Source organism: Pontibacter mucosus (genome assembly GCF_003054055.1).
GTDB lineage: Bacteria > Bacteroidota > Bacteroidia > Cytophagales > Hymenobacteraceae > Pontibacter > Pontibacter mucosus.
Genome location: NZ_QBKI01000001.1, coordinates 1 through 11852, shown reverse-complemented (window position 1 = coordinate 11852; position 11852 = coordinate 1). Strand labels below are relative to the sequence as shown.

Genomic DNA, 11852 nt, shown 5'->3' with positions numbered 1-11852 from the left:
CCAGATGAAAATGAGAATATGTTACCTGTTGCTGGCCTTGTTGCTTACCTCGGCCGCACACGCGCAGCAAAACCCGCAGTACTCACAGTATATATTTAACAGCATGAGCATTAACCCGGCTTACACGGGTAGCAAGAACGTGCTGAACGTTAACGCCTTTCATCGCTCGCAGTGGACGGGCGTGGAAGGTGCCCCTAGCACCCAGTCGCTGGCAGTGGATGGGGTGATGGCAAACGATAGGCTCGGGGTGGGCGCAAACGTTACCCGCGATGAGATTGGAGCCCACAGCACCACCAGCCTTTACGGCAACATCGCCGTGAAGCTGCAGGTGAGCGAGAACGCCATCTTCAGCCTGGGCCTGGCGCCTGGCCTGGTGCAGCACATGGTGGATGGCAGCAAGTTCGGCATCGTCGACGACCCGACCATCCCGACTGGTAAGGAAACGACCATAAAGCCTGACGTGAAGGTGGGTGCCTATTTCCATACCCGTAACTTCTACGCTGGCTTCTCAGCAACGGAGCTGCTGCAGTTTAAGGACATGGAGCAGGTAGAGCCGAACCCGCACTACTTCTTTACCGCCGGTTATGTGTTTGACGTGAGCCCTTTCGTGAAGCTCAAGCCTAGCGTGCTAGTGAAGGAGGATTTCCATGCACCGACGAATATGGACGTGAACGCCTTTATACTTTTAGGCGACCGCTTGTGGCTGGGAAGCTCGTACCGCACCAGCATGAACGTTTTCAACACGGCTGAGATGGGAAATGTGGAAAAACGCACGGCTGTGGCCTTTATCGGGGAGGTGCAGGTGCTCAAGCAGCTTCGCCTGGGCTATTCTTATGACAAAATGCTGAACGGGTACAGCAACCAGAGCACCCACGAGGTGTCGGTGGGGTACTACTTCTTCCGTAAGAAAGAGACCAAAATGCTGACACCGCAGTACTTTTAACCCTTAGCGCTTCTTACTATATGAGACTTAAAAATATACCCTTATTCGTAGCAGTGGCCGCTCTGCTGGGCTTTTCACCAGCTGTGCAAGGCCAGTCTTCGCTGAAAAAGGCAGATAAACACTTCGAGAATTACGAGTTTGCCCTGGCCTTGCCAGTTTACAAAGAGGCTATCCAGAAACGCAAGCCAGATTTGCCTACGGTAGAGCGCATCGCCACGGCCTATCGCCTCACGCGCCAGAACCAGGAGGCTGAGCTATGGTACAGCAAAGTGGTGGCGATGCCCGGTCGCCCGCCGATGAACCTGTTTTACTTTGCGGAGGCTCTGCGAAGCAACGGCAAATACCAGGAGGCCAAAGAGCAGTACATGTTGTGGGGTGAGGAAATGCCCGAGCATGCCGACCGTGCCCAGCAACTGATGGAGGCCACAGACCTCTCGCTGCGCCTGATGAAGCAACCGGCTGTGGCCGAAGTAACCCAGTTAACCGGACTGAGCGTGCCCGGGGCATCCGATTTCAGCCCTGCGGCTTACGGCAACAACGGCATCATTTTCACTTCTGACAGGGGCGTAAGCAAAGATGGCAAAGACCCGAAAGTATACGGCTGGACCGGCCGCCCCTACCTGCAGCTATTTATTGCGCAGGAGATAAGCGAAGGCACCTACGGCAGGCCACAGCCGCTGCAGGATGTTATCAACTCAGATTTCCATAACGCGACGGCCTCTGCGGCAAAAGAAGGAGGCAAGCTATACTTTACCCGCACTAAGATGGTGCCTGCGCTGGGCAACGTGAACGCAGACCCTACCAGCTGGGTGGAGAAGAACGAGAACCAGAACCTGATCAACCGACTGGAGATCTACTCTGCCGACAGGCAGGGCGGCAACTGGACCAATATCCAGCCATTCGAATATAACAAGGTAGAGGAGTACTCGGTAGGGCATCCAGCCATCTCGCCTGACGGGCAAGTGTTATACTTTGTGTCCGATATGCCGGGAAGCCTGGGCGACACGGATATTTACTACAGCCTGCGCAAAGCTGACGGAAGCTGGGGGGCGCCCGTGAATGCTGGTCCGGTTATTAACACCAGCGGCCGCGAAAGCTTCCCGTATGTAGACGCCGACGGCAAGTTATACTTTGCCTCTGATGGCCACGTGGGCATGGGCGGCCTGGATATCTTCTCGGCAGAGGGCGAGCGAGGCAATTGGCGCACGGTTAAAAACCTGGGCTACCCGATTAATACGCCGCAGAACGACTACGGCATTATGTTCACCGAGCCTGGCAAGCGTGGTCTGCTTTCCTCTAACCGCGACTCGCAGAACGGCACGGAAGACATCTATTCCTTTAACATCCTGAAGAAGCCGGTAGTGCTGGCTATCACCACGTTAGGCCGTTATCAGAACAAATTAAAGCAAACAGTGCAGGATCCGCTGCCTAACACAAGAATTCTGATGAGCCAACAGAACTCAAAAGATTCTACGGTGGTTATTACAGATGAGAAGGCACAGAGTTTTGTAGACGCCCGTGCCGGCAACGCCTATACGTTTGCAGGCTCCAAAATCGGCTTCCTGAAAATGGTATCAAGTATAGCTATACCGGATACGGCTCCGGATACGGTGCAGGTGGCACTGCTGTTTGACAAGAACGAAGTAGAAAAAGCCATCGTGCTGGAGAACATCTACTACGACCTGGATAAGTGGGATATTCGTCCGGATGCGGCCAAGGAGCTGGACAAACTGGTGACGCTGCTGAAGAACAACCCGGCTGTGGAGATTGAGATGGGCTCGCACACCGATAGCCGCGAAAGCCACAAGTATAACCAGCTGCTTTCGGAGCGAAGGGCACAGGCTGCGGTGGATTACCTGGTATCTAAAGGCATAGAGCGTAACCGCCTGACGGCAAAAGGCTACGGCAAAACAAGATTAGTGAACAAGTGTGCTGACGGAGTGGAGTGCCCGGAGGAGGAGCACCAGAAAAACCGCCGTACCGAGTTCACTATCAAGAAAAACTAAAGTATGATTTAAATTCTCATTAGCTTTCATAGTTTGGAAAGGCTCTGCGGTTTCTGTGGAGCCTTTTATCTTTTAGGGGCCTGGAGAAGTATGGCAGCGGAAACAAAGTATAAAAGCACTAATTTGCAGAGGGCCGTCCTTAAACTTTAGGCTCTTTCAACCGTTCTCACACTGACCATTGCTTTACCTCATGATCTTATTCCGCCATACGCATACTTTCCTCCTTATACTTTTGCTGCTGATCTTTCCCCAGGTGCTGCTGGCGCAGGAGCTATACACCGGAACTGTGCTTCGCGCCGATACCGGACAGCCGCTGCCCGGTGTAACGGTTACAGCCAGCTCCGGCGAGCAGGGCATCAGCAACGAGAACGGCTACTTTAGCCTGGCCACCTCCACGGTGCCCGCGCGCCTCGTCTTCAGCTTCATTGGTTATAAGACGGAGGTGATTTCGAACCCGCGTGCCGGTCAGGAGCTGCGGGTGCTGCTAGAGCCGGGTGCGGCCAACCTGCAGGAGGTGGTGATAACAGGCTATGAAACCAACCGACCACTGCTGCAAACAGCCGGTGCGATAAGTATCATAGACCGGGACGTGATAGAGCGGTTCGATGAAAGCTCCTTGGTGCGGGCGGTAAACACGGTGCCGGGCGTGCGGATGGAGGAGCGGGCGCCGGCCAGTTACCGCATCTCCATCCGCGGCAGTGCCTTGCGCTCGCCTTATGGTATCCGGAACGTGAAGCTCTACTACGACGGCATCCCTTTTACCGAGGCCAACGGCACCACGGCACTTAACCTGATGGATGCGGCTAACATTGGAAGTATAGAAATCCTGAAAGGCCCGACAGGTAGCCTATACGGGGCAGGCACCGGCGGCACCGTGCTGCTGGTGCCGCGCCGGGCGGCGGCCGGGGAGCAGTCGCTGGAAGTGGGGGCGATGGCGGGTTCCTATGGGCTGAGGCGCTATACGGCCACGGCGCGCGTGGGAGGGGAGAAAAGCAATTTTCTGGTGCAGTACGCCAGGCAGGAATATGATGGCCACCGGCAACAGTCGGCGGTAGACCGGGAGGTGCTGCTGCTGAGCTCCGAGTTCCGACCTTCCGACAGGCGCATACTTTCTGCCAACCTTATTTACTCGGATTTATACTATGAGCTGCCGGGCGGGCTAACGCAGGAGCAGTACGAGCAGGACCCACGCCAGGCGCGGGGTGGCATGTTCGGCAGCGTGGCACAGAATGCCTCCATGAATCAGGAAAGCGTGAATGTGGGGCTGAAGCAGGAGTATACCTTTAGCGAGCGCCTGCGCAACACCACCTCGCTTTACGGCATGCACCGCTTCCGCAACCATCCCTTTAACACCGACTATGAGCGCAACACGAACCAGGAAATCGGTGGGCGCACCAGTTTTGCCTACAATACCCAACTCGGAAGTATAGGGGCCACCTTTACGGCAGGAGGGGAGTTTCAACGAGGATTTGAGGCAGCCCGCACCTACGACAACAACGGCGGCACCGCCGGCGATCTCCGCACCGACGATGAGGTGGTGGCCAAGTCAGGTTTTGCCTTTGCACAGGCGGAGCTGGAGCTTCCGGCAAACTTTATCGCCACGGCAGCACTTAGCCTGAACGACACCAGGTATGATATCACGCGCCTGCACCACGTAGGCAGCGGCAACTACAAGTATAACCGCGACTTTGAGGCGGTGCTCTCGCCCAGAGTCGCCCTGCTCAAGCAGCTGACAGAGCAGCTGAGTGTGCATGCCAGCGTCAGCTCCGGCTTCTCGCCACCTACCGAGGAAGAGATTTTGACCTCCGACGGCCAGCTGAACGAGGAGCTGGAGGCGGAAAAAGGGGTGAACTATGAGGCAGGCATAAGAGGCTTTGCCCTGAACGGCAGGCTGAGCTTTGATGTGGTGGGCTTCTACTTCAACCTGAGGGAAACGATTGTGAGCCGGCAGGATGTGTCGAGTGTAGCCGTTTTCCGGAATGTGGGCAGCACCGACCAAAAAGGCGTTGAGACAAGTATAGCCTATACTTTGATTGATGATCCGGAGCGGCCAATGAGCCAGCTCAAAGTATGGACGAGTTATACCTTCAGCCATTTCCGCTTCGATACCTATCAGCAAAACGAGAGTGATTACTCCGGCAACAAACTCACGGGCGTGGCTCCGCATGCCGCCACCGCCGGGCTGGACCTACACACGCGCTTTGGTTTATACTTCAACCTGACGGCCAACTACGCTGACGAGACTCCCCTGAACGATGAGAACACCGTGTACGCCGGCAGCTACCTGGTAGCCGGCGCAAGATTGGGAATAAAGCGGCAGCTGGGGCAGCACTTCGGACTGGAGGTGTTTAGTGGTGTGGATAATGTGGCCGATACAAAGTATAGCCTGGGCAACGATCTCAACGCTTTTGGCGGGCGCTTCTTTCAGCCGGCGCCGGGCCGCAACTACTACGGCGGCCTCAGCCTGAAGTATACGTTATAGCCTAGCGGTTTCTTCTGTCCACCGGGTTGGGCGGAAACTGCGCCATGATATCGGCCACGGCCAGGTTGATGCGCTGCAGGTCCTGCGAAGTTGGGTTGATGCCGGCTTCCTTGGTGCCGCGCCAGATGAGTTGGTTTGTGTTTGGGTCGATGAGGTCGATGATGAGGGAGCCGGCCGGGTATTGCTGAACGGGCCTGTAGTTGGGCAGCCCGGCGGTGCTGTAACGAAAGCGATAACCGAACCAGTAGCTATAGCCATAGCCAAAACCCTCCGGGAAAGTGTACTCTGCGCCGGGCACCTGGCTCGAGTCTACCGCCAGGTCGTAGGCCACCAGGATATCGGGCTTTTCCGCATCAAGCTGCAAACCGTCCCTGAAGAGTTCGCTCGCCACCGCTTCCCGCACCCGCTCGTCCAGCAACACGTTAAACTGCGGGCCCGCGCCACCGGCTCGTGGTTTGGGCACCTCCGCGTTATACCAGCCGTAACTACGGAACTTCGCAAAGTCAACAGAGATATTGTACGTATACGCGTTACTTGACTGAGGAATGCCCGAGCAACTAACCAACACCAAAGACAGCAGGAACAAAGTATAAAGCAGGCCAGAATTCTTCATAGCGGTATAAATAGTCTTATCAGTAGTACAACTTAAACGCTGTGTTGTTGCCTAAAAAGTAAGTAAAAGAAGTAGGATGTAAATATATGTATAAAATATTATATATAGTGGGTGGTGGAGTGAAGTTTAAACTTATTTACCTGCTATAGCCGCTAAAAGTATAGTACCACTATCAGGTTAATTGTGCGCAGCTGCCATTATTTTGCTATCAAACCCACCCCTGGCCCCTCCAAGGAGGGGAGTTCACGCTACATGGCAAGTCCGTTGCGCATAAATGAATACGTAGGGGTATAAGTATGGGCAACAAAAAAGCCCGGCCATGCGGGCCGGGCTTTTGAAGTATAAATCAGGAGTGGGTTAGCCGATGGCTACCATCTCATTTCCTGTTTCGTTGTAAGCCTCGATTGGGGCGCAGGAGCAAACCAGGTTACGGTCGCCGTACGCGCTGTCGATGCGGCTAACGGTTGGCCATACTTTGTTGTCGCGCAGGTAAGCCATTGGGAACACCGCCTTCGCGCGGGTATATGGTCTTTCCCAGTTCTCTACCAGCACTACTTTCTGCGTATGCGGCGCATTCTTCAGCACGTTGTTCTTCTGATCCGCCTTGCCCTGCTCAATCTCACGGATTTCCTCACGGATAGAGATCATCACGTCGCAGAAGCGGTCCAGTTCTTCCTGTGCCTCAGACTCGGTTGGCTCTACCATCAGCGTGCCCGCTACCGGGAACGATACCGTTGGCGCGTGGAAACCATAGTCCATCAAGCGCTTGGCGATATCCTCCACCTCTACGCCATACTTCTTGAACTCACGGCAATCGAGGATCATCTCGTGCGCGCAGCGGCCATTAGAGCCAACGTAAAGTACAGGGTAATGCTTCTCCAGGCGCGCTTTGATATAGTTGGCGTTCAGGATAGCAAACTTGGTAGCCTCTGTCAGGCCATCGCCGCCCATCATGGCAATGTAAGCGTAAGATATCGGCAGGATAGAAGCAGAACCCCAAGGCGCAGCCGAAACCGCATGAATCGCATCTTTGCGACCTAAGTCAACTACAGCGTGGCCAGGCAGGAACGGAGCCAGGTCTTTTACCACACCGATTGGGCCCATGCCAGGACCACCGCCACCGTGAGGAATGCAGAAGGTCTTGTGCAGGTTCAGGTGGCACACGTCGGCACCGATGTGGGCCGGAGAAGTTAAACCTACCTGGGCGTTCATGTTAGCACCATCCATGTATACACGGCCGCCGTTATCGTGAATGGTCTGGCAGATTTCCACAATGCTCTCCTCATACACACCGTGTGTAGACGGATACGTTACCATCAGGCAAGACAGCTCATTTTTATACTGCTCTGCCTTAGCGCGCAGGTCTGCCACATCAATATTACCTTTCTCGTCGCACTTCACAATCACCACTCTCATGCCGGCCATTACCGCCGAAGCCGGGTTGGTGCCGTGGGCAGAAGAGGGGATAAGTGCTACGTTGCGGTGATGATCGCCGCGTGACTCGTGGTAAGCACGGATCACCATCAGGCCGGCGTACTCGCCCTGCGCACCGGAGTTAGGCTGCAGCGATACGGCATCAAAACGCGTGATTTCGCATAGCCACGCTTCCAGGTCCTTGAAGATCTGCTGATATCCTTTTGTCTGGTCAGCAGGCGCGAAGGGGTGCAGCTGCCCGATCTCCGGCCAGGTAATCGGAATCATCTCGGCCGTAGCGTTCAGCTTCATGGTACAAGATCCGAGGGAGATCATGGAGTGAACCAAAGAAATATCCTTGTTCTCCAGGTGCTTCATGTAGCGCAGGATCTCATGCTCGGAGTGGTGCTTGTTAAATACCTCGTGCGTCAGGTATGGGCTTGTGCGGATGAGGCCCTCTGCCCAGGTTACTTCTGTTTCGCCCGGAAGCTCGTTAATAGTCAGCACATCGGCAGATTTGCCAGCCACTTTGGCAAACACGGCAAGTATGGCTTTTACGTCTGCCAGGTTAGTGTTCTGGTGCAGCGAGATACCGATGTTGTTCTCTCCGAAGTAGCGGAAGTTAATGCCGGCAGCCTCAGCCTCTGTACGGATAGCATCTCTCAGTTCGGCGCTTTCCACGGCAATTTTCAGCGTATCGAAGTACTGCTCGTTCTGCTGCTCGAAGCCTAAGGCCTTCAGGCCTTTCTCCAGTTGCTGTGCCAGGGAATGCGTGTTCAAACCGATATACTTCAGACGGCGTGGGCCATGATAAACGGCATACATACCGGCAATTACGGCCAGCAGTACCTGCGCGGTACAGATGTTGGAAGTTGCTTTTTCGCGGCGGATGTGCTGCTCGCGTGTCTGCAGGGCCATGCGGTAGGCTCTGTTGCCTTCGGCATCTACCGAAATACCGATGATACGGCCAGGGATAACGCGCTTGAAGGCTTCCTTAGTGGCAAAGTAACCTGCGTGCGGACCGCCAAAGCCCATTGGTACGCCAAAACGCTGGGTCGTGCCCACCACGGCATCAGCGCCCATCTCACCCGGAGGTGTCAGCAGGGTAAGCGACAGGATATCGGCTGCAACAGCTACATACACTTCCTGCTCGTGTGCCTTGGCAATAAAGTCTGTATAATCAAAAATGGCACCGTCGGCAGCAGGATACTGCACCAGGGCGCCAAAAAGTGTCTCGTCAGAGAAGTCAACCTCGCGGTGGTCGCCTACTACCAGCTCAATGCCGATAGGGGTAGCGCGCGAAGTCAGTACATCCAGCGTCTGTGGCAATACCAGATCCGATACAAAGAAGCGGTTGGCGTTTTTGCGGTTGCCTTTGCGCTGGGCAAAGAACATGCCCATGGCCTCGGCGGCGGCAGTGCCTTCATCCAGCAGCGACGCGTTGGCGATCTCCATGCCGGTCAGGTCCATCACCATGGTCTGGTAGTTGATCAGCGCCTCCAGACGGCCTTGCGCGATCTCAGCCTGGTAAGGAGTATAAGCTGTATACCAGCCCGGGTTCTCCATAATGTTACGAAGTATAACCGGAGGCATGATGGTGTCGTTGTAGCCAAGCCCGATGTACGACTTGTATACTTTATTCTGCTTCGCGATCTGCGAGAACTGGTTCAGGAACTCTGTCTCTGTCAGGGCTGCTGGCAGGTTCAAAGGCCTCTTCAGGCGAATGGCGGCCGGTACGGTCTCCTCAATCAGTTGGTCCAGGGTTTCTACGCCTATAGTGCGCAGCATGTCCTGCATTTGCTCTTTATCGGGGCCGTTGTGGCGCTCCTTAAATACGTCTGCAGGTTTAGTTTTAAAAATCATAACGAAGTTATATTTAATCTGGAATTTTGAGTTTTCAGCTCGTTCGGAAGCCGGTCTGTTGCCAGTTCCTGATTTGTGCTACAAAAGTAGCAATACTTTATTATATTGAAGCATCGAACCTAAATAGTTAAGGTAGCGCAACTGAGTAATTTATAAAGTATAAAACCAGCGGCGGCGCCTGCTTGGTATATAAGCTCTAACACAAATTTATCGGCAACAATTCAACATCTTAACCTTATGAGTAAACTGAAGATCGGCATTATTAAAGAAGGTAAAGTACCGGTGGATAAGCGTGTGCCCCTCACGCCAAAGAAATGCGTGGAAGCTTTGCAGGAGTTCCGGGAGATGGAGATTGTGGTGCAGCCAAGCGACATCCGCTGTTTTACCGATGCCGAATATCAGGAACTCGATATCCCGCTGCAGCGGGACCTGAGTGATTGCGATGTGCTGATGGGGGTGAAGGAGGTGCCGGTGGATCAGATGATTCCGAACAAAACATACTTCTTCTTCTCCCATACTATTAAAAAGCAGCCCCACAATGCCAAACTGCTGCGCGCTGTGCTGGATAAGAACATCACCTTAATAGACTATGAGCTTCTGAAAACGCCGCAGGGGCAGCGGGTGGTGGCCTTCGGGCGCTATGCCGGTATCGTGGGCGCCTACAACGGCATCCTGACCTATGGCAAAAAGCACCAGCTCTTCGACCTGAAGCCCGCCTATCAGTGCCACGAGATGGAGGACATGCAGGAGGAGTACTTTAAGGTGAAACTGCCGCCGATAAAAATAGCCGTAACCGGTGGCGGGCGCGTGGCCGGCGGAGCGATGGAAGTACTCGATAAGATGGGCATCCGGAAGGTGAGCGTATTCGATTACCTCTACAAGCAGTTCACAGAGCCGGTGTATGCTCAACTGCACTCCGGCGACTATAATGCACGCCCTGATGTGGAAGTATGGGACTCGCCGGATTTTTATGCCAACCCGCATCTATATAAGAGTACCTTCCGCAAGTTTACCTGCGTGACCGATTTACTGATGGCCTGCGCCTACTGGGACCCCAACGCTCCGAAACTATTCACGGAGGAAGACATGCGCCAGGCAGATTTTAAGATAGATACCATCGCCGACATCACCTGCGACGTGGATGGCTCCATCCCGTCTACCAAGCGCGCTTCTACCATTCCGGACCCAGCTTATGATTACAACCCCGAAACAGGAGAACTGGAGCCGCCATACTCTAGGCCAGATAATATAACCGTGATGGCCGTAGACAACCTGCCTTGTGAATTACCGCGCAATGCCTCCCGCGACTTTGGCCGCCACCTGATAGATAACGTGTTCCCGCAGTTCTTCAACGGGGATGCCGGCGGTATGCTGGAGCGCGGCACCATTGCCAGAAACGGAAAGCTGACAACACCATTCAGCTACCTGCAGGATTACGCCGATAGTGCAGCAAGCAATCAGGAGAAGCAGGAGATAGTATAGTATAGTATAGTATAGTATAGTATAGTATAGTATAGTATAGTATAGTATAGTATAGTATAGTATAGTATAGTATAGTATAGTATAGTATAGTATAGTATAGTATAGTATAGCCTCGGAGCAATCCGAAGCTTTTTTGTGGCCCTAGGGGGAACAAAGGGCGCCTGTGGAGGTGTTTCCTTCTCACGCCCGGGGGCAGCTAGGGCAAGGCCGGGAAAAACTTTCCTCCTCACCATCAGTGATATCCGGTGTGGCAACATCTTTTTTGGCGGGAAGGCCTTGCATCTGGGAAAACTCTGCTTACCTTTGCCTCCCCGTTCAGCAGGAGCGGTGGGGAGTGAAGCCGAAAGGCGGAAGTTCTTACGGAATAAAAAAGTTTTGCTTCTTGCTTGTGGTTTGAGAAAGGTTGCGTACCTTTGCAGCCGCTTCAACCGGGAGCGCTTCTGAAGAGAGGTTCTTAACACAGGGCTCGCGTCCTGGCGGAGGCCTACGGGAGGAAAGAAAAAAACTTTTTGAAAAAGGCTTGTGGGGTAAAAAGGAGTTCGTACCTTTGTCCTCGCTTCCGGAAGGAAGGCCGCTGACGGGAAGCGTCAGCAAAAAAAGTTTTGAAAAAGGCTTGCAGAATGGAAAAGCTTGCTTACCTTTGCAGCCCGCTTCGAAAGAAGCGCCTCGGCGAGCAGCGCTGAGAAAAAGAAAAGAAAAAAAAGTTTGGCAAAAGTTTTGGAACTTAAATAAAAGTTTCCGACCTTTGCACCCCGCCACGAAGCGAACGGCTCTGGAGGGAAATAAGAAAGACACCATCGCCTAAGATGGCACGCAGGGAAGACAGTTCCCTGACAAGGTTCTTTGAGAGATTGCTTGAGACAGAAAAAGATTTAAGGTTCTCCCCCTGCCTTAGGGGAGGGGGAAAGGAGCCCGGGGTCGGACAGACACATTGGTAGTTTTACTACCGCAGATTTTCTTACAATGGAGAGTTTGATCCTGGCTCAGGATGAACGCTAGCGGCAGGCCTAATACATGCAAGTCGAACGAATCTGAGGACTTCGGTTCTCA

7 protein-coding genes and 1 rRNA gene are annotated in these 11852 nt (G+C 53.8%); 6 read left to right on the top strand and 2 right to left on the bottom strand.

Translation table 11 applies throughout. From position 1 onward, the window contains the following. Positions 1-4 precede the first annotated feature (4 nt). The 3 genes from C8N40_RS00035 to C8N40_RS00025 all read left to right on the top strand — a co-directional run bounded on the left by C8N40_RS00035 (position 5) and on the right by C8N40_RS00025 (position 5431). Positions 5-943, top strand: a complete 939-nt coding sequence (locus tag C8N40_RS00035; RefSeq protein ID WP_245904919.1) for a PorP/SprF family type IX secretion system membrane protein — start codon at positions 5-7, stop codon at positions 941-943. Positions 944-963: 20 nt separating this feature from the next. Beyond that, on the top strand, positions 964-2949 hold the full coding sequence (locus C8N40_RS00030) for an OmpA family protein (RefSeq protein WP_108209780.1): 1986 nt from the start codon (positions 964-966) through the stop codon (positions 2947-2949). 190 nt (positions 2950-3139) lie between these two features. Then, the gene (locus C8N40_RS00025) at positions 3140-5431 is read left to right on the top strand and encodes a TonB-dependent receptor (RefSeq protein ID WP_108209779.1); all 2292 of its coding nucleotides are present in this window, start codon (positions 3140-3142) and stop codon (positions 5429-5431) included. Between the two features lies 1 nt (position 5432). Here C8N40_RS00025 and C8N40_RS00020 read toward each other — a convergent pair whose 3' ends face one another. Then, entirely contained in the window at positions 5433-6044 is a 612-nt protein-coding gene (locus C8N40_RS00020; RefSeq protein WP_108209778.1) for a DUF4136 domain-containing protein, read from the bottom strand. 357 nt (positions 6045-6401) lie between these two features. After that, positions 6402-9320 (bottom strand): aminomethyl-transferring glycine dehydrogenase, encoded by a 2919-nt coding sequence (gcvP, locus tag C8N40_RS00015; RefSeq protein ID WP_108209777.1) that lies wholly within the window; start codon positions 9318-9320, stop codon positions 6402-6404. 237 nt (positions 9321-9557) lie between these two features. Between gcvP and C8N40_RS00010 the strand changes: the two genes are divergently transcribed. The 3 genes from C8N40_RS00010 to C8N40_RS22900 form a co-directional block, all read left to right on the top strand. Then, a complete protein-coding gene (locus C8N40_RS00010) occupies positions 9558-10802 on the top strand; it encodes an NAD(P)-dependent oxidoreductase (RefSeq protein WP_108209776.1) in 1245 nt (414 codons plus the stop codon). A gap of 403 nt (positions 10803-11205) precedes the next feature. After that, the gene (locus C8N40_RS00005) at positions 11206-11607 is read left to right on the top strand and encodes a hypothetical protein (RefSeq protein WP_108209775.1); all 402 of its coding nucleotides are present in this window, start codon (positions 11206-11208) and stop codon (positions 11605-11607) included. 155 nt (positions 11608-11762) lie between these two features. Further along, positions 11763-11852 (top strand): 16S ribosomal RNA (locus C8N40_RS22900); the annotation flags it as partial.

What these genes read in the sequence shown, in the direction of transcription:
- C8N40_RS00035 (WP_245904919.1), top strand. Translation starts at nt 5, where the DNA reads ATGAAAATGAGAATATGTTACCTGTTGCTGGCCTTGTTGCTTACCTCG.
- C8N40_RS00030 (WP_108209780.1), top strand. Translation starts at nt 964, where the DNA reads ATGAGACTTAAAAATATACCCTTATTCGTAGCAGTGGCCGCTCTGCTG.
- C8N40_RS00025 (WP_108209779.1), top strand. Translation starts at nt 3,140, where the DNA reads ATGATCTTATTCCGCCATACGCATACTTTCCTCCTTATACTTTTGCTG.
- C8N40_RS00020 (WP_108209778.1), bottom strand. Translation starts at nt 6,044, where the DNA reads ATGAAGAATTCTGGCCTGCTTTATACTTTGTTCCTGCTGTCTTTGGTG.
- gcvP (WP_108209777.1), bottom strand. Translation starts at nt 9,320, where the DNA reads ATGATTTTTAAAACTAAACCTGCAGACGTATTTAAGGAGCGCCACAAC.
- C8N40_RS00010 (WP_108209776.1), top strand. Translation starts at nt 9,558, where the DNA reads ATGAGTAAACTGAAGATCGGCATTATTAAAGAAGGTAAAGTACCGGTG.